The organism is Qipengyuania gelatinilytica, assembly GCF_019711315.1.
GTDB classification, from domain to species: domain Bacteria; phylum Pseudomonadota; class Alphaproteobacteria; order Sphingomonadales; family Sphingomonadaceae; genus Qipengyuania; species Qipengyuania gelatinilytica.
Window position 1 is genome coordinate 2,722,852 of record NZ_CP081294.1, and the last position, 17,501, is coordinate 2,740,352.

Consider the following 17,501-nt stretch of genomic DNA (forward strand, 5'->3'; position numbering starts at 1 on the left):
AGTTTCCGCCGTGTCCTTGGGCTGATGTCTAACCTTTCACGATCCGTTTTGCGCTATTTCTAACGGTCCGTTACGCGACACTTTTCGGAAGTGATTGGCTCTTGAGACATGCTGACAGGATGACGCGGATTTGCGAGAGACGACCAATCGCGCAAACAAGCTCGACGACGTTCCTATGCGTCTGTTCCGTGCCATAATATTGGTAGTGAACAAACGGGGACATAAGGGCTCGTGTTGAAGGGACTTGATATTACTTGCTGCTCCAGTGGGATCCGGATAGGACAATACCCCCTAGTCTAATTTGTGCGGTCAAAAGCTCAGCTCGTAGATGGTACAGCTCTGTCAGCAAGACATCGATGTTGGGGGTGCCATACAAATTTTCGGCGGAACAGGTCTAGAGACTTCCTAGAGCTAATCGTTGAGCGGGTCGGGTGGCAAAAGATAACAGCAAGAACGGGCGCGAATTTCCATGAAGTTTGATTTGGATGGATTTCCGGTGGGCGACGCACCTCGGGATCGCCTTATCATGGCATTCCTCACAAAACAAAAAATGCTGTCAGCACACGGCATTGAGTCCACGTATCCCTGCAGGCTTGGCGACGTATTGGCTGGATTGAAGATGGAGCAATCGCGAAGTGCAGCTTCGTCCTTGTGCCGGAGCCTTAGGCGTTTGCATGCTCAAGGTCATTTGGACCTCATTGAGCCTTCTTCGCCGGATTGGGGGAGTGGCATGATGTACAGTCTTTCGAAGGAGGCTTGGGATAAGATCGGGTTTCTCGCCGAGACTTGAAGTTTCGCCTTGGCGAGTATTCAGGAGCAACCGTCCCATTTAGGGACGACAGAACGGTAAAACATTGGACTCCGGTTACTTTTGATGCAATTTGGAGGGGACGTTATTCAAAGGGTCCCTTCCAATGAAATTCAGAAGCCTCATCGCCGCAGCAGAGAAGCCGTCCTTTCAGGATATCGACGGAACGGATGGTCCAGACGATATTCTTGGAACTCCCGATGCCGACACCATCACTGGTCGCGCCGGTGCAGACAGCATCGACGGTGCTGATGGTAACGATACGGTCTACGGCGGGCTCGACGACGACACGATCTTCGGTGGAGCCGGAGATGATACCATCTTCGGTCAGGGCAACTACGATCGTCTCTACGGCGGCGATGGCGATGACGTGATTCATGGAGGCAATGGCTTCGATACCGTCGAGGGAAACGAAGGCAATGACCGGCTCTTCGGCAATGGCGGCAACGATATCTTGCGTGGCGGCGCGGGCATGGACGAGCTGCGCGGTGGAACCGATAATGACCAGCTCTACGGTGGCAGCGAAGACGACGAGCTACGCGGCGAACAGGGCAACGATATCATTTATGGCGAAGGCGGAGCCGACATCATTTATGGCGGTGCCGATGTAGATCGTATGTATGGCGGCTGGGGCAATGACCGTCTGATCGGCGGCGATGGAAGTGATGTCGCTGACGGAGGCGAAGGGGACGACGCAATTTATGGCGGCGCCGGTTGGGACTCGCTGTCGGGTGGCAATGGGAACGACATCGTAGAGGGCCAGAACGGAAACGACACGCTCAACGGCGACGCCGGGAGCGATGCGCTCTATGGTCATCTGGGCGATGACACGCTCAACGGTGGTGACGATGATGACTTCATCGATGGCGGTGAAGGTGATGACACCATTTCCGGCGGCCAAGGGGTGGACTCGATTCTTGGCGGGAATGGAAACGATGTCATCTATGGTAACGGACAATCCGACGTCATCGATGCCGGTGCCGGACTGAATACGGTCTTTGGTGGCTGGGGCGACGACCTCATCAGCGGCGGAAGCGATGCTGATACCATCTATGGCGAACAGGGGAACGACACCCTCAATGGAAATGAGGGTGACGACCTGATCTACGGTGGTGAAGGTGATGACGAGATATCCGGAGATTTGGGGAACGACACGATAAATGGTGACGCCGGATCGGACCTGATTTTCGCAGGTGCTGGCGATGACGACGTGTTCGCTGGGGACGATGCCGACCGCGTAGAAGGTGGCACTGGCCAGGACCATATTTTCGGCGGCGCCGGAGATGACGAGATCTTCGGGCAAGACGATGACGATGTCCTCTGGGGCGAGAGCGGAAACGATTTCATCTCGGGCGGTGCCGGTGACGATTTTATCTTCGGCAACTTTGGGGACGATGAACTCGAAGGCGGTGACGGCAACGACGTCATCTATGGTCTTCGTGACACGGACATCATTAATGGGGGTGCCGGCGACGACACCCTTTATGGCGGCGACGGATCGGACACGCTGACTGGCGGGTCAGGTTTCGATAGCTTTGCCTTCGAAGATGCTCTGGGCGGCGGCGTGGATGACATTACCGACTTCGTGAGCGGCGCCGATCGCCTTGTTCTTGCAGAATGGATATTCTCGGTGGGTTATACGGGTGTTCTTCAAGCAAATGAGTTCCAGCTGGGGACCGAAGCGGACGACGCCGACGACCGACTGATCTACGATCAGGCAACCGGTGATCTCTACTACGATCCAGACGGCAATGGTGCCGAGGAACAGGTGCTCTTCGCAAATCTTGGCGCAGGTACAGTTCTCGCGGCCTCCGACATCGAGATTTCGGCTGGCCAGTCCCAGATGTCAGACAAGTCCCTGTGGGCTCCGGTCCAGGATTTGGCGAGTAGCGAACTCGCCATCTTCTAATCGGCAACTGGTTCGGCTTATCAAAGAGGGTGCGAAGATGAGCTCTTCGCACCCTTTCTTGTGCGTAAGAGATGCTGCCTCCATCGCGGCACCAATCGACTACTGTTGTTGATCCACTGTCGAAGGACACATCCTGCCTCGGGCAATGCATGAGCCGTTTGTTACCACGGTTGCCGTGGGACCATTCATGATAGCCCTTGGCAGATCTGTTTGCAGGACCCGTCGTCGCACGCGCCGATGAATGATTTGTAGCGCGGACCCTGCAGTCAGCATATCTGCTCAACGAGACTGCCGAGCACGCGACCTAAAGTAGACAAAAAAAGGGGAGGCCGAGGCCTCCCCTTTCGAAATAGTGTCGCAAGAAGATCAGGCGAAGCTGAACTTCGTCGAAACTTTGTGGTTCTGGCGACGGCGGTAGCGCATTGCGCCGCCGACTGCACCGAAACCAAGGATCATGAGCAGCCACATGCCAGGCTCAGGAACGCCCGGCGTGAAGGTGACGACGCCGCTGAAACCAGCATTCGTACCCGAAATGCCGTTGACGATCAGCGTCTGTTCGCCCGCGCGGGTGAAGAGCTGGATGAATCCATTCTCAACAAATCCGGTCGGCGAAAGAGTGAATTCCTGGCCGTTGAGCGTCACCGAAGTGAAGTCGATGTTACCTGCCATGGTGATGGCGATGGTAGTGATCGACGATGCGGTGAAGCCATTTTCCGGAAGGAAAAAGGTAAACATCTGGCTGAACGCGCCCGCAGTACGGACCGAGCCGGTGAACTCACCGGTCAGTGTACCCGAACCGTCACCTTCCAGATCGATAACAGTGGCGGCCTGAGCCGGCGCAGCAATAGCGAACGCTGCGCCTCCGGCTAGGGCCAATGCAAGTTTCTTCATGCTTTCATCCCCGCTTCAATATTGGAGCGACTTAACCGGGACGTCCGGCGCACACCATAAACTAAAAATTTATGTCAACGTTGAGGTGGTTAACCAATCAGAAACCACGACGCAAGGACTAAGTTCCGAATCTAAGGCGATTTTTTTATACTGTGCGAAATTGGATCAGCTTTTGGGTAATATCGCCAAGCGCACGTAGTGGATGGCGCGCCAAAGTCGGATCGCGACCAAGGTCGCAAACGCCCTTGCACGTTCGCCGAACCCTCGCAATTCCGGCGCGATGGCCAGTTTGAAGGCGTGGGGAAAGATAGAGAATGCTACCATTCCTGCTCGCAAAAGCCATCGCAGGCCGGACTTCCCTTCGTCGCGGTGCAAAGCAAAGCTTTCCTCGTCGAGTCGGCGCCACTTGCGCACCAGCTCATCCCAGTTCCTGCGGGCAGGATGGCCGACGAGCGCACCTTGGCAATAGGCGAGCTTATAGCCTTTTGAGGTGGCGCGACGGCACCACTCCACATCCTCGGAAACCCCGGTTCGGAACGCCCCAACATCCCAGAATGTCGCGGCGCGGCAGAACAGGTTCGCCGTTACCGTAAAGCCATGACTGTGAACGTATTTCTCGTTGTCGAAGGCGAAGACCTGCTCGAACGCTTCGGCCCCGCTCTTGCTTTTCTCGCTGCCGACCAGAACTTCCATTCTTCCGCCTACGACATCGCAATTTGCTAGGGCGGCGACCCCTTGTTGCAACCAAGCGGCATCGGGGATGCAGTCGCTGTCGGTGAAAGCCAGCACCTCTCCTTGCGCAAGTTTCGCCCCGCCATTCCGGGCCGGACCGGCGCCGCGCTCCTCGACCCTGACCAGCCGTCCGCGACCGGCGATGACCTCGAGAATTTCGTGCTCGGCTATCGGCGAACAATTGTCGGCCACGATAACTTCGAACGTCTTTCCGTCATTCAGGCTCTGTCGTTCAAGCGCATCCAGGCATGCCGACAGATTCTGGAGATCGTCATAGTGCGGAACGATGATGCTGACTTCGGGCTTCACTGTGCTGAAACTTCCGGATCTCGCCTGGGCTTTGCCAGTTGGATCTTTCGCAGATTTTCCGGTGTCGGTTGGAATACGGCTTCCGGGCTGCGCCCAATAAGCTCCCTCAGAGCTTCGGTGGAGAGTTCCCACCACCGGGAGGCCTCTATCGCTTCCTGCAAGTCTTGCGAAAAGCGGTCGCGGATTTTGGATGCGGGATTTCCGGCCACGATGGAATAAGGAGCGACATCCTTTGTCACGATCGCGCCCGCGCCAATAATAGATCCCCTGCCGATGAACTTACAGTTTGGCAGTATGACCGCGTAGTGCCCGATCCAGACATCGTCTTCGATGATCAGGGCGTCATCCCACGTGATATCCTGGTCGACCACGCCGAATTTTCGTTCATAGAGCGCCGGATGCGTCGTGAGCGCGGAATAGGGATGGTTGATCGGTACCGAGCGAACGGTCTTTGCGATCGAGCAATATCTGCCGACCTTGATCGGTCCGGGCATGCGCCACTCGTCGAAGCAGCCATAGGAATAGAGGCCTACGTCGACACGGTGACGTCGGCTGAAATGATCCCGGAGCGGAATGCTAGTCGCCTGATTCCGAAGCCAGGCCCAAACGCGAGCCTTGTTCAGCAACCTAGAAAACATTCAGAATTCTCCTGACAGGCGACTTAACGACCGTGCCCGCAATTTGCTGGCCGCAGTTGCTATCGCCCTACCGGTGCGGCGATCAATTGTGCTTCACCACGCTTTAAAAGCCGTCCTAGCAAGAGAATGTAGGAGATGCTGGCTTCTTCCTTGAAAACCACGTGATCGTTTTTCTCGACGAGCAGCGCAGACCGCACTTGTGGCGTCACACGATCAAGCGGTTCGGTTTCCAGCGTTTCAGCTCCATCAAGCGCCCCTTTGGCAAGAGCGCTAAGGGCCGCAAAATTCCCTTCCACACATTCGTGGGTGATCGTTTCGCGCGCCTGATCTGACAGCCTGAGGCCAATTTCTTCCTCGGCTTCCTGACCGGCCCTGTGAACGTCGTCCAGGCCGACTTTCGCCCGACCACCTCGAACAGCATTAAAGCTGGAGTGAAGTGCCAGCAGTTGTGCCAGATAAGGGAGGCCGTGCGACCATTGAGCAATCAGGTCCTTCGCATCAGCATCGAAGATGAGCGAAGCAGTTTTCGAACCGAGATCTAACAATTGCTGGGTCTCGTCTTCCGAAAGCCTGCCGACCGGCAATCCGATGAGGTTCCTGCGGATCGACGGGATATGCGAGAACAGTGCGGTGAGGTTGGATGCCACGCCCGCAATCACGAACTGTATCGGGGTGCCGCGATCGGAGAGGTTCTTGATCAATTCAGCCATCTGCTCGCGGACACCCTCATCCGAAACACGGTCAAATTCATCTACCAGGAGCAGGAAGTTCGCGCCTTCCACGTGTTCGAATGCCGTAGTGGCATCTGCCACCGTGACCGGGCTGGCACCGAACAGTGCGTTGAAGCTGTCACCTCGCTCCACTTCAACATCCGTAGGCTGGAAGCCTGAATGGAATAGCAGCGGGATTTCCCTCGCGAAGCTTCTGATCAGGGAGTCGAATGTCGTGTCGGAGCCACAGGAGTTGTAGCTGGCGTGATATCCTGCGCCAGAAGCCTGCTCCTCAAGGACCCGCATGATCGAGGTCTTGCCGATACCCCTGTCTCCGTAAAGCACCAGGTGAAGATGCTGGTCCTCGAGCAAACGGATGATCCGTTGGAGGAGAGCCCGCCGCCCGGCAAATCGTTTTCCGTTCGAGACGGGGTGCGATGGTGTGAAGGCATTGCGCAGCTGGCCCATGATGGCCTTTGCGAAGGGGGTCCCGCTCGCCCTGTTCCGTCCGCCTGAGAAGCTCGGGAGGGGATCGTTACCCGTATCGTCGTCAGCTTCCCCGGACAGCCTCAGTATGCGGGCGGAGGCGGCCGCACCGCGGATATTCGACGTCTCTGCGACCTCGGAATGGCCTTCTTCAATGCGGTCGGACTGCGCCCTGCCGAGTAGTCTCGACCAAAAACCGGGCTTTTCGGAATAGCTCATCGCTGCCTTCCAATACGTAAGTTATGCGCGGGCATATACCATTGAACTCTTAGGAAATGGTGCACTTTCGATGCTGATGTCCCAAAGTGACATGCTTCGCATTAACTTTACATAACCGAAACGGGCGAGGTCAGGCGGGGCGGAATGGTTTGAGGATCGCGTAAGTGTAAGCAAGCACCCCGAGTATCGCGGCGACCGCAAGCAGGTCGTACCCTTCGTTCCCGAGATAGTTGGCCACGGCACAGCCCACAGCAGCCGGAAGATACTGCCAGATCGTGTCGGGCGGCTCATCCATCGCCGAGCGCTGGAGAAATAGGGTTATTAATCCTGCGAAAATCAGGACCGTAACCCAGTCATAGACCGTTTCCATCGTATTCTGCCCCTGCAACTCCAGACCTGAAAAGACGGTCTAGCGCAATACTCAGACCAAACAAGGAATACAGGGGAGCGATGTGTGATGACCCTTTTCGGGACATCAAATGCGCAGTCGCGCATCTGGATGCGGGATAGGCGGGGCCTATTCTGTCATCGAGGCAACCGGATCGTCCCAGTCGAGGCCGAGTTCCTGCTGCAAGCGCGCGTGGAGCGAACCCACCTGACCACCCGCAACAAATGTCTTCGGAACCCGCTCGTTTTCGTTAGCAGTCTCCTGCGAGACGACCTCTGATTGGCGGCTACGGTTTGCCAGATTCATCAGAAAACTCCTTCCCTCCAAGGATGCAGAGAAAAGGTTAACGAATCCTTGCCGATTGGCAAGTGTCACTACCTAGCCCAAGTGACGTCTGAAGCGTGTGTCTCAGCTGACCGTGGGGCCCACGAGCATTCCGTAGTGACCCGTCCGGATCCCGCTCTTAATGACGCGAGCAGGATTGCCAGCTGCAATCGAGCGATCGGGAACGTCGCTGGTCACGACCGATCCGGCTGCGATGATGCAATGATCCCCAATCCGGACACCCGGGAGGATAATGGAGCCTGCGCCAATGAAGCAGTTGGAGCCGATAAAGGTATCGACGTGATTTGCCCGGACAAAATCGTGTGTGAAAATCTGTACTGATGGAGTGACGATAGTATTTTCGCCGATGTGCACGCCTTTAGGGTTCGTGAAATCGAGCCTCGCCTTTAAGGAGATACGTGCGCCTGAGCCGATATTCATTCCCCACACCGATCGCAGATAGGTGCGCCGCGCCCCGGCAATTCTCCTGTGAAGTGAAGTCCGCAACACCTTTAGACGGTCTGCAATCAACCTGCGTTTCCCTTTTCCGATCGGCGCTTCCGTAGCGCGTTGTTTCCGGCCCTTCTAGGCGGGTAGGGCAAGGAACCACACTTCTGTGCCAGAATCGAACACTTGTGGATGGGTAGTGTATTCTCTTCCAATCTTCTCGTTGAGCGGTTAAGTAGTTTGAAACCGCGAATCGGTTCACTCAAACGTTGACGACAAATTGATGCTTAGGGCGCTCAGGACATTTAGCCCATGAGAACCTCGAGCCTCCCAATGGGGGTAATTATGTTTAAAGATTTCAAGCGTTTCGGGATTGCGTTCTCGGCCTTGCTTGCAGCAGTCGGCTTCTCTGCTGCTCCGCAAGTCGCTTCCGCTGCCCAAGTCGTCGAACCGTGCGATCCCGCCCTCGTCAATCCGACAGCGCAGGCATGTTCCGGTTACTATAGCGGCAACCTGCTTGGCGGCAGCAGCACCCAGATTGCCGCTCAGATTGCGGGCGTGGATGCATTGGGTGCGGCCTACACCTTCGATGGCAATTGGGGTGCGGTCGATCCGACGAAGATTACCGGTCTTATCGGAGGCAACGTTCTGGATTTCGGAACCACGCTTTATGGCCTTACCGTGATTGGTGCCCACTTCGGTAATGTCGCCGGCTCGGCTGGCAACGTGACCGTGTTTTACCTTTTCGACTTCGGTACGGAAGGTGCAAACGGCGTCGTTCTGAACGATATCCAGGGCTTCTCGAATGCTGTCCTTTACACCACCGGGGCGGTGCCAGAACCTGCAACCTGGCTGCTGTTCATCCTGGCTTTTGCCGCGATCGGTGCAGCGATGCGCTCGCGCAGCCGGAAGACCAAGGGCGCACTGGCTACTGCCTGAGCGCTTTTGCAGAAGTGAGATTGAAAAAGGGCCGGGGATTTACCACGGCCCTTTTTTCTTGGAAAAGGCGGTGACCTTCTGCGCCGCTACCTGTCAGAATACGTCACGCCCGATAATATTCCCGGGACGGCTATAACGACAGACGAGAATCTCGCGCTTTTCGTTTGCCGCCAGACCGCAACCCACCTTTCCTGTTTTCCGCCAGACAACCTGAGTGAAGTGGCTCACGTCGGCAACGTTTTGCGTCAAGCTGTTGTAAGGGAAGCGGCCAGGCTGGAAGTGCTTCTTTTCAGCGACCCATAGTCCGATCATGGCTTCCGGGTCGAATGCCCCCTTCGTGCCGCCCCAGATATTCTCGCCTTCGGGCTTGCGTTCTGGATCGTCGGGCGAATGTTCGAACTTTCCGGTTCTCGCGAGATGCGTGGCCCATTGCTCAGCGCCGCGCGCCAGCTTGTTGTCCCATACAAGTGCGGGGACGCCGTGCAGATCCCGTTCCCGGTTGTGACTGGCGAGCAGCCGGTCATCGAAATCCGACAGACGGCCTTGCATGCCGGTGAGGCTCGCAAATGCGGCCAAGGCCAGACCACACTTGGCCAGCCTCGATGATGTCGCAAAGCGGATGGATTTCTCAGGCATAGCCCGAGGAATAGTCGCCAACCCTTAAGGATTGGTTCGTTGGATAATCGGATTTGCTCTACAGGGGGCGTTCTGGTCAGTTGGTCGAACGAACGATCCGAACGGTGTCGCCCTTTTCCATCGCATCGAATATCCGGCGGGCGAATTCTAGCGGCAGGCCAATGCACCCGTGGGTGGCACGAAATTCCGACATGGGACTGCCGTGGAGAGCCACACCGTCTGTGGTAATGAACATCGAGTAGGGCATCGGCGCGTCGTAGGAGCGCGAGTGATAGTCACGATGCTTTGAGCGTATCGGAAAGGTCCCGGTGGGCGACTCATACCCATCACCGCCATAGACGATTACCGCAGTCCCAATTTCGTGACCGTCGCGGAAAATCGAAATCATCTGTCGACGAAGATCCACGTGGATGTTCATCTCGCCTTCCGGGATGCCGTCGTCATTCCACACGTATTCGCCGTGCTTTAGAGATCGCGGTACCCTAAGCAGCGACTTCACTCCGGCAGGAAGAAGATCACGCGACTGCGCGCGTTCCAGTGCCTCGGGAGACAACTGCAATCGAACGGATTTGCTTTCGCTCGCCTGCTCGGCGGCTACGGACTGCCCGGGCTTGTCACCGATCGGCTCCGGATCATCTCCGGGCGAGGCAGCAAATGCAACAACGGCAAGACTACCGGCAAGGCCAGCAAAGCAGAGCGGGAGGGTTAGCTTAAGCACGGACCAGTCCGGTCAGGACGCTCCTGCGACGACGAAGCGCGTGGCCTATGAACATGAATCCAAGGAGGAACATCGCCCAAGTGGAGGGCTCTGGAACCGGCCCGACCGGAGGATTGGGTGTTGGAGGTTCGGGGCCTCCGCCGCCTCCGCCGCCTCCGCCGCCACCACCAATGAGGCCGCCTCCACCACCGCCGAACGGAGTGAAGGCGAGGGGAGCCAGCACCGCCGGCTGAGCCGCGACTGGCGCGATGGGATCGGCGGCCACGGTTTCGACCGGTTCGGTTCCAGGAAGGCTTTCCGGGTCTTCGCTCGGAGCTTCGAACACTTTGCCAAGTGCCTGCTGCTCAGGCGCGCCGGCCGCAACTTCGGCATCGGCAAAAGTGCCACTCTTACCTTTGCCCTTACCCTTCATGATTGACGCATCGCCACGCTCGCCAGGCGACCTTCCAAGGAATTCGTCCAGCGCGTCTTGCGTTTGCTGCATCAGCCTAAGGGGCACATCTGCGGTTTCAGGGTATGCAACCAGAACGCCAGTCGCACTGACGCAGAACAGCGCTAGCATTGCCCACGCTTTCCTGCCCCCAGTGAGACGATTCGTTAACTGTCGCATAACCATTACAACTGGCACTGTATCTTATGCTTCTGGAAAATTAAAAGGCTTTCTGTGTCGGAAACGCCGTAGAAGTCAGCCTTGTTCCGAATTGGAACGGGTTGGAAATTATGGCCAGTCATTGGGCTCGAACGGTCCAAGCGCGGTTGCAATTCGTGTCACCGGAAGCCAAAGCCACACTGCTGTTTTTCTTCAAGGGGTTATTAGTGCGAAAAGGAATTATTCTGGCAGGGGGCTCGGGCACGAGGCTTTGGCCGCTCACGAAAGCGGTCTCGAAGCAAATGATGCCTGTCTACGACAAGCCGATGATCTATTACCCGCTTTCGGTCCTGATGCTGGCCGGGATCCGGGATATCCTGATCATCACCACCCCCCAGGACCAGGAAGCCTTCCGGCAGCTTTTGGGCGATGGTTCGGAACTAGGCATTCAACTGACCTTCGCAATCCAACCCGAGCCACGGGGGCTGGCACAGGCCTACCACATCGGTGCAGATTTCGTCGGAGACGCACCTTCGACCCTCATTCTGGGGGACAACATCTATTACGGCCACGGTCTGAGCCAGCTTCTGCAGTCTGCCTATTCGCAGACAGACGGCGCTACGGTCTTCGGCTACTACGTCAAGGATCCTGAACGGTATGGCGTGGTCAGCTTCGATGACGCTGGAAATGCTACCTCAATCGAGGAAAAGCCGAAGAGCCCCAAATCGAACTACGCGGTTACCGGCCTCTATTTCTACGATGGCGATGCTGTGAGGCTGGCGAAGGATCTCGCACCGTCACCACGCGGCGAACTCGAGATTACCGATCTGAATCGGCTTTATCTTGACGCAGGCAAGCTGAACGTCGAGCTGATGGGGCGCGGATATGCTTGGCTCGATACCGGGACACACGCCTCCCTACTTGAGGCTGCGGAGTATGTGCGCATCACAGAAGAACGGCAGGGACTGAAGATCTGCTGTCCGGAAGAAATTGCGTGGCGTATGGGCTTCATCGATTCCGAGCAGCTGGAAGAGCTCGCTGCGCCGCTCCTCAAGTCCGGATATGGAGAATACCTGGCAGGATTGGTCCGCGGAGAAGGCGTTTGAACGTCAAGGAAACAGGGATTGCGGATTGCCTCCTGATTGAGCCGAGAGTTTTCGGCGACGATCGTGGGTTCTTCATGGAGAGCTGGAACCAGCGCAGTTTTGCGGCAGCCGGCCTAGATCTCGAATTCGTGCAGGACAATCACAGCATGTCGTCGGCTGGAGTGCTGCGTGGACTGCATTATCAAAAGCCGAATCCGCAGGGCAAGCTCGTGCGTGTAACACATGGTGCCGTCTACGACGTGGTCGTCGATTTGCGCCGCTCCTCGCCCACCTTCGGCAAGAGCGCGGGCTTTGAGTTGAGCGGGCAAAATCGCAGCATGCTCTGGGTTCCGCCCGGCCTCGCGCATGGTTTCCTCACACTCGAAGACGCGACCCATTTTCTCTACAAATGTACCGCATTCTACGACCCTGCCAACGAGCACTCGCTCCTGTGGGATGATCCGGAACTCGGGATCGAGTGGCCGCTCGGTGACATGGAACCGGTGCTGTCGGAAAAGGATCGCGCCGGTCGGCCATTGGCCAATGCCGAGACTTTCGCATGAAGGTCCTTGTTCTCGGCGCCGGAGGCCAGGTCGGAAGCGCCATGGTCGGACGGTCTCCGTCCTCAGTATCGATTACCGGCTTCGATCGCCGATCGCTCGATGTCACTGATCGCGACCGATTGGCGCGGGCAATGCATGAGATCGGTCCGGATGTCGTCGTCAACTGCACCGCCTATACCAAGGTTGATGACGCAGAGAGCGACCCGGGTCTCGCCCACGCCATAAACTGCGAGGCAGTGGGCAAGATTGTAGAGACGGCTCACGCAACGGGAGCCAGATGCGTTCATCTGTCGACCGATTTCGTGTTCAATGGTCACTCTTCGCGACCTTATTCTCCCGGCGACCCGACTGAACCGGTAAACGTATACGGGGGTACCAAGCGTGCCGGCGAATTGCAGTTGGGCCCGGAAGATCTCCTTGTGCGCACAGCTTGGGTATATGATGGGAAGAACCGCAACTTCGTGACGACCATGCTGGGGCTGATGCGGGATCGAGAAGAGCTTGGCGTCGTCTGCGACCAGATCGGCACCCCCACCTTCGCGAACGATCTCGCCGACGCCTTGTGGCGATTGATCGCATGCGATGCGAAAGGAACTCTGCATTATACCAATGCGGGCGTAGCGAGTTGGTACGATTTTGCCGTCGCTATATTCGAGGAAGCCACCGATTCCGGAACGCTCAAGAAGGACGTGATCATACGGCCGATAAAGACCGAGGAATTCCCCACAGCCGCTCGTCGTCCGGCCTTTTCCGTTCTCGACTGTTTCACTACCTATGAACTGCTTGGCGAACCGGCCCGCCATTGGCGTGCGGCTCTCAGGACAGCTTTGGAGCCCTCCTGATGTCGAATATGCTTGTTACCGGAGGCGCCGGCTTCATCGGCACCAACTTCGTCCACTACTGGCGCAGGGAGCACCCAGAAGACCGTATCATCGTACTCGATGCGCTCACCTATGCCGGGGTCGCTGAAAATGTCGAAGGCCGTGAGGGAGTGGAACTCGTCAGAGGCGACATCGGGGATACCCCGCTCGTTGAGGAGCTTCTGCGCAAGCACGACATCGCAACGCTGGTGCATTTCGCTGCTGAGAGTCATGTCGATCGGTCGATTTCCGGGCCCGATGCATTCCTTTCGACCAACATAATCGGGACGCACAGCTTGCTGAAGGCGGCGCGGAGCGTCTTCCTCGAAGGCGATGGGCGCCCGCATCGTTTCCACCACGTTTCGACTGACGAGGTCTTTGGGTCGCTCGAGCCGGACGATCCCGCCTTTGCGGAAACGACGCCCTATTCCCCGAATTCACCCTATGCGGCGAGCAAGGCGGCATCCGATCACATCGTCCGCGCTTACCACCACACCTACGGGCTGGAGGTTACGACGAGCAATTGTTCGAACAACTACGGCCCATACCAGTTTCCCGAAAAGCTCATCCCGCTGTTCCTCCTGAACTGCCTGTCCGGCAAACCGCTGCCGATCTACGGTGACGGTATGAACGTGCGCGACTGGCTACATGTGGAAGATCATTGCCGTGGTATCGAGGCGGTCCTGGGCAAAGGTTCGATCGGCGAATCCTATTGCATCGGCGGCGGAGAGGAACTGCCGAATGTCGACGTCATCGATCGGATCTGCCGTTCCGTTGACGCGGCCTTCGAGGAAAACCCGGCGCTTGCCGAGAGATATCCGGATGCTCCCGCCAGCCGGGGCGTTCCGTCTGAAACGCTCAAGACCTACGTCACGGATCGCGCAGGGCATGATCGCCGCTATGCCATAGATGAAACCAAGGCCCGCGAAGAACTCGGCTACAAACCCCTACGCGATTTCGACACTGGTCTCGAGCAGACTCTCTCGTGGTACCTGTCGAATGAAGACTGGTGGCGAAAGCTGGCATAATCGATCGATGACTTCTCCCGAGCCTTCGCGCGAAATCCTGATCCATCCGGGTTTCCACAAGACCGGTACAACATTCCTGCAGGAATGCGTGTTTTCCGATGAGCGCTATTTTCGCTCGTTGTTGGATCATGGTGACGTGGATCGCCTGCTCTTGCGCCCGCATGATCTCGAGTTCGACGAAGCATTGCCACGCGAAGAGATTGCGAGGCGGATGGATCCGGTCCCGAATTCATTGGTGCCTGTACTCAGTTCCGAGACGCTTTCGGGAAACATCCTTACCGGGGCGAGGGACTCGCGGACGCTTGCGCGGCGCCTCCATTCTGTTTTTCCGAGCGCGAAGATACTCTTCACGGTCCGTAACCAGCCGGCGTTGATGAAGTCGGCGTACCTCCAGTATGCGAAGAGGGGAGGGCGGTTAAAGCCGTCGCAATTCTTCGATTTCAATGCCGAGCCGGGATACGACAGGTTCGATATAGGGGTGCTCTCTTTCGACCGGCTTGTCGATGAGTATGCATCGCTTTTCGGACGGGAAAACATTCTCGTGCTGCCGCAAGAACTGCTGCGCCAGGACCAGGGCAAGTTCCTCTCACTGTTATTCGAATTCGCGGGCGTCGCGGGCTCACCACCCGAAGGAGGGTACGAGGGAAGTCGCGGCAAAAGCCCGCCCGAAGCCGGGCTTGCCTTGTTGAGGGCGGCGAATTTGTTCGACAGCACACCGTTTCAACCCCGTCCCGCAATCGCGCTCCCAAGCTTGGGGAGAGGGCTCAGGTCGCTCTCCTATCGCCTGGAAGGGCGGAGCGATTCGAAATCGGGAAATCTCGGCCAAATTGTCCGTGAGAAATGCTCGAACCGCTTTGCGAACTCGAACCGCAATCTCCAGAAATACTGTCCAATCGACCTGACGCCCTTGGGCTACGACGTATCGAGTTGACGGCCCTTGAACTGCAAAACGGCAGTGCGCTAGCCATGCGGATGTGACGATGTCGTCGGTTTTTTAACTGGCCTACGAACATCGTCCGGGATCGCTCTGGCAACCTTGCCTAAATTTCAGTTAAAGGTTTTTTTCAAAACATTCAAATGCTTATTCATGACTTTTGCCTCTGGAGGGGGGCGGGTCCGCTTGCGCGCTTAACCAAGCTTGTTGAGCCCTTCCTATCCATCACGCCCTATTACGCTTCCTCAGACGGAAGGTCGGAACTTGCCGAGGCAGGTTTCGGATCCTCTCTAATCTTTAGGGGCAAGCGATGACCAGTTATACCGTTACCAATACTGCCCAGTTCTTGGTGAGCCTCAGCACTGCCCAAGAAGGCGATACGATCTATCTCGCACCCGGCACCTATGACAGTATCCTGGTCCGCAGTCTCGGGAACGTCGGCGTCACAGTCACGTCGCTCGACCCCGACAACCCAGCAATCCTGACCGGCTTTACAATGTCGGACACCAGCGGTGTGAGGTTCTCCGAGGTTATCTTCGAGTCGCCGGCCGACGTGACCAACGCATTCCAGTTTTCTAGCGTTTCGGACATCACATTCTCAGGCGTGGTTTTCCGCGGCCCGGACAATCTCGGATCCGGCAATGAAGTCTCTCCGCTCCTGATCCGCTCCAGCAGCGACATCACCATTGTCGATTCCGAATTCTACAATGTCTGGCATGGCGTGAAGCTGCTCGATATCGATGGCATCGTCATCACGGGCAGCCACTTCCACGATATTCGCACCGACGGTATTCGTGGTGGCGGTGTATCGAATGCGGTGATAACCAACAATTTCTTCACCGACTTCCACCCGATCGGCAATGATCACCCCGATGCAATCCAGTTCTGGTCCACCAATCAGGATGAGCCGGGGCGCAACCTCATCATCTCCGACAACCTGATCGTGCGCGGTGACGGGGCGCCCATCCAGGGCATCTTCATCCGTGATACCTTTGACAACCTGCCGTTCGAGAATGTCTCGATCACCGGCAACGTCGTCCTGGGCGGTCTCTACAACGGGATCAGCGTCGGTGGTGTGAATGGCGGCGAAATCACCAACAACATCGTCGCTGGTTACGAAGACCAGCGTTCATGGATCAGGCTTGGCGATGCCTGGAATGTTGTCGTCGCTCAAAATGCTGCAACTGCCTATTCGCTGCAGGATAGCGATGAATGGCGGCGTCGACTGAATGACGAGATCGAAGAGGGCACGACCTTTGCTCAGGACGCATACGCGATATGGTCGAGCGATGAGACGAATGATCTCTCCGACCTTTCTGAAATGCTCCTGAGCAGTGCGCCAATTATTGATACAAGCGTTGCGAACCTGGCGGGTTCGCTAGCAGCATCCGGCATTTTCACGACCGTAGTCGGTACGTGGGGCGATGACACTCTCACCGCCGCGCCAGGCGGCAGCAAGGTTTTCGGCAAGGACGGAAACGACGTTATCGATGGCTCCGCAAGCAACGATATCCTGCTCGGAAACTGGGGAGATGATATCCTCCGGGGCAATGCAGGGAATGACGATCTCAACGGGTCCAGCGGCAACGATACGATTTTCGGGAACACCGGCAACGACCAGCTCTTGGGCAAGTCCGGCGATGACGTCCTCGTTGGCGGGCAGGGTGCCGACCTGCTCTTCGGTGGCAGCGAGAACGACGACCTTTCGGGTTCCGAAGGCGATGACAAGCTGTTTGGCGGGCTCGGTGACGACATCCTGTTCGGCGGCGACGGAAACGATCGACTTGTGGGAGGCGAGGGTAATGATATCCTGATCGGGGGCTTGGGTGCGGATCAGTTCGTGTTCCAAAAGAGCCAGTCCGGCGATTTCGGTTTCGACACCATCCTGGACTTCGAAGTTGGTGCAGACCTCATCAACCTTAAGGACATCGACGCCAATTCCGGCACCTGGGGCAATGATGCCTTCAATTTCATCAGCACCGCTGCGTTTAGCGGCACGGCTGGTGAGCTGAGGTTGGAACACGTCGCAAACGGCATCGTGATCCAAGGCGATATCGACGGCGACGGGGTGGCCGACCTGCAAATCCTGGTCGAGGGGGTTGACGACCTCCAGGCCACGGACTTCATGTTCTGAGACAGCCATGCGATCGGGATTGCGGCGGGCTAGCGCGTAATCCCGTACCGGGACAGGCCTCGATTTGTTTGCGGCCTGTCCCGGAATTGCGAGACATTTAGCTTGCCCAGCAATCGCTGCACTCGCTATCCTTGCGGCATGATTTCTCTCAGCT

General features: G+C 57.0%; 18 protein-coding genes. 8 read left to right on the forward strand and 10 right to left on the reverse strand.

Annotation, left to right across the window (positions count from 1 at the left end; genetic code table 11):
* The first annotated feature begins 914 nt into the window (after positions 1–914).
* Positions 915–2,717 (forward strand): calcium-binding protein, encoded by a 1,803-nt coding sequence (locus K3136_RS13495; protein WP_221430806.1) that lies wholly within the window; start codon positions 915–917, stop codon positions 2,715–2,717.
* A gap of 366 nt (positions 2,718–3,083) precedes the next feature.
* Here K3136_RS13495 and K3136_RS13500 read toward each other — a convergent pair whose 3' ends face one another.
* The 7 genes from K3136_RS13500 to K3136_RS13530 all read right to left on the reverse strand — a co-directional run bounded on the left by K3136_RS13500 (position 3,084) and on the right by K3136_RS13530 (position 7,945).
* Positions 3,084–3,608: an FxDxF family PEP-CTERM protein gene (locus K3136_RS13500; protein WP_221430807.1), complete on the reverse strand. Its 525-nt coding sequence runs from the start codon at positions 3,606–3,608 to the stop codon at positions 3,084–3,086.
* A gap of 165 nt (positions 3,609–3,773) precedes the next feature.
* Positions 3,774–4,649, reverse strand: coding sequence for a glycosyltransferase family 2 protein (locus K3136_RS13505; RefSeq protein WP_247711373.1), 876 nt, complete (start codon positions 4,647–4,649; stop codon positions 3,774–3,776).
* Positions 4,646–5,143 carry a CatB-related O-acetyltransferase gene (locus K3136_RS13510; RefSeq protein WP_221430808.1) on the reverse strand — a complete coding sequence of 166 codons (498 nt, stop codon included), beginning with the start codon at positions 5,141–5,143 and terminating at the stop codon, positions 4,646–4,648. The genes K3136_RS13505 and K3136_RS13510 overlap by 4 nt, the downstream gene beginning before the upstream one ends.
* A gap of 203 nt (positions 5,144–5,346) precedes the next feature.
* On the reverse strand, positions 5,347–6,702 hold the full coding sequence (locus K3136_RS13515; RefSeq protein ID WP_221430809.1) for an AAA family ATPase: 1,356 nt from the start codon (positions 6,700–6,702) through the stop codon (positions 5,347–5,349).
* A 130-nt stretch (positions 6,703–6,832) separates the two neighbouring features.
* Complete coding sequence (locus K3136_RS13520) at positions 6,833–7,072, reverse strand: XrtV sorting system accessory protein (protein WP_221430810.1); 240 nt, start codon at positions 7,070–7,072, stop codon at positions 6,833–6,835.
* 147 nt (positions 7,073–7,219) lie between these two features.
* Positions 7,220–7,396 carry a hypothetical protein gene (locus tag K3136_RS13525; RefSeq protein WP_221430811.1) on the reverse strand — a complete coding sequence of 59 codons (177 nt, stop codon included), beginning with the start codon at positions 7,394–7,396 and terminating at the stop codon, positions 7,220–7,222.
* Positions 7,397–7,498: 102 nt separating this feature from the next.
* Positions 7,499–7,945 carry an acyltransferase gene (locus K3136_RS13530; RefSeq protein WP_221430812.1) on the reverse strand — a complete coding sequence of 149 codons (447 nt, stop codon included), beginning with the start codon at positions 7,943–7,945 and terminating at the stop codon, positions 7,499–7,501.
* Between the two features lie 261 nt (positions 7,946–8,206).
* Between K3136_RS13530 and K3136_RS13535 the strand changes: the two genes are divergently transcribed.
* Positions 8,207–8,800, forward strand: coding sequence for a PEPxxWA-CTERM sorting domain-containing protein (locus tag K3136_RS13535; RefSeq protein ID WP_221430813.1), 594 nt, complete (start codon positions 8,207–8,209; stop codon positions 8,798–8,800).
* Positions 8,801–8,893: 93 nt separating this feature from the next.
* On the opposite strand, the gene K3136_RS13540 is transcribed toward K3136_RS13535, so the two are convergent.
* The 3 genes from K3136_RS13540 to K3136_RS14105 form a co-directional block, all read right to left on the reverse strand.
* Positions 8,894–9,436, reverse strand: coding sequence for a CAP family protein (locus K3136_RS13540; RefSeq protein WP_221430814.1), 543 nt, complete (start codon positions 9,434–9,436; stop codon positions 8,894–8,896).
* 76 nt (positions 9,437–9,512) lie between these two features.
* Positions 9,513–10,154, reverse strand: coding sequence for a L,D-transpeptidase family protein (locus K3136_RS13545; RefSeq protein WP_221430815.1), 642 nt, complete (start codon positions 10,152–10,154; stop codon positions 9,513–9,515).
* Positions 10,147–10,638 (reverse strand): PEPxxWA-CTERM sorting domain-containing protein, encoded by a 492-nt coding sequence (locus tag K3136_RS14105; RefSeq protein ID WP_247711374.1) that lies wholly within the window; start codon positions 10,636–10,638, stop codon positions 10,147–10,149. The genes K3136_RS13545 and K3136_RS14105 overlap by 8 nt, the downstream gene beginning before the upstream one ends.
* A gap of 332 nt (positions 10,639–10,970) precedes the next feature.
* On the opposite strand from K3136_RS14105, the gene rfbA reads away from it, so the two are divergent.
* From rfbA to K3136_RS13580, 6 genes are all read left to right on the forward strand, one after another.
* Positions 10,971–11,849: a glucose-1-phosphate thymidylyltransferase RfbA gene (gene rfbA / locus K3136_RS13555; RefSeq protein WP_247711491.1), complete on the forward strand. Its 879-nt coding sequence runs from the start codon at positions 10,971–10,973 to the stop codon at positions 11,847–11,849.
* Positions 11,846–12,391 carry a dTDP-4-dehydrorhamnose 3,5-epimerase gene (gene rfbC, locus K3136_RS13560; protein WP_221430817.1) on the forward strand — a complete coding sequence of 182 codons (546 nt, stop codon included), beginning with the start codon at positions 11,846–11,848 and terminating at the stop codon, positions 12,389–12,391. Before rfbA ends, rfbC begins: the two co-directional genes overlap by 4 nt.
* On the forward strand, positions 12,388–13,233 hold the full coding sequence (gene rfbD, locus K3136_RS13565) for a dTDP-4-dehydrorhamnose reductase (protein ID WP_221430818.1): 846 nt from the start codon (positions 12,388–12,390) through the stop codon (positions 13,231–13,233). Before rfbC ends, rfbD begins: the two co-directional genes overlap by 4 nt.
* Positions 13,233–14,279 (forward strand): dTDP-glucose 4,6-dehydratase, encoded by a 1,047-nt coding sequence (rfbB, locus tag K3136_RS13570; protein ID WP_221430819.1) that lies wholly within the window; start codon positions 13,233–13,235, stop codon positions 14,277–14,279. Before rfbD ends, rfbB begins: the two co-directional genes overlap by 1 nt.
* Positions 14,251–15,210 (forward strand): sulfotransferase, encoded by a 960-nt coding sequence (locus K3136_RS13575; RefSeq protein WP_221430820.1) that lies wholly within the window; start codon positions 14,251–14,253, stop codon positions 15,208–15,210. Before rfbB ends, K3136_RS13575 begins: the two co-directional genes overlap by 29 nt.
* A 313-nt stretch (positions 15,211–15,523) precedes the next feature.
* The gene (locus tag K3136_RS13580; RefSeq protein WP_221430821.1) at positions 15,524–17,347 is read left to right on the forward strand and encodes a right-handed parallel beta-helix repeat-containing protein; all 1,824 of its coding nucleotides are present in this window, start codon (positions 15,524–15,526) and stop codon (positions 17,345–17,347) included.
* Positions 17,348–17,501 lie beyond the last annotated feature (154 nt).

Coding starts and splice junctions, on each gene's coding strand:
- K3136_RS13525 (WP_221430811.1), bottom strand. CDS start 7,396: ATGAATCTGGCAAACCGTAGCCGCCAATCAGAGGTCGTCTCGCAGGAG.
- K3136_RS13495 (WP_221430806.1), top strand. CDS start 915: ATGAAATTCAGAAGCCTCATCGCCGCAGCAGAGAAGCCGTCCTTTCAG.
- K3136_RS13535 (WP_221430813.1), top strand. CDS start 8,207: ATGTTTAAAGATTTCAAGCGTTTCGGGATTGCGTTCTCGGCCTTGCTT.
- K3136_RS13510 (WP_221430808.1), bottom strand. CDS start 5,143: ATGCCCGGACCGATCAAGGTCGGCAGATATTGCTCGATCGCAAAGACC.
- K3136_RS13540 (WP_221430814.1), bottom strand. CDS start 9,436: ATGCCTGAGAAATCCATCCGCTTTGCGACATCATCGAGGCTGGCCAAG.
- K3136_RS13500 (WP_221430807.1), bottom strand. CDS start 3,608: ATGAAGAAACTTGCATTGGCCCTAGCCGGAGGCGCAGCGTTCGCTATT.
- K3136_RS13520 (WP_221430810.1), bottom strand. CDS start 7,072: ATGGAAACGGTCTATGACTGGGTTACGGTCCTGATTTTCGCAGGATTA.
- K3136_RS14105 (WP_247711374.1), bottom strand. CDS start 10,638: ATGCAGCAAACGCAAGACGCGCTGGACGAATTCCTTGGAAGGTCGCCT.
- K3136_RS13575 (WP_221430820.1), top strand. CDS start 14,251: ATGAAGACTGGTGGCGAAAGCTGGCATAATCGATCGATGACTTCTCCC.
- rfbB (WP_221430819.1), top strand. CDS start 13,233: ATGTCGAATATGCTTGTTACCGGAGGCGCCGGCTTCATCGGCACCAAC.
- rfbD (WP_221430818.1), top strand. CDS start 12,388: ATGAAGGTCCTTGTTCTCGGCGCCGGAGGCCAGGTCGGAAGCGCCATG.
- K3136_RS13580 (WP_221430821.1), top strand. CDS start 15,524: ATGACCAGTTATACCGTTACCAATACTGCCCAGTTCTTGGTGAGCCTC.
- K3136_RS13515 (WP_221430809.1), bottom strand. CDS start 6,702: ATGAGCTATTCCGAAAAGCCCGGTTTTTGGTCGAGACTACTCGGCAGG.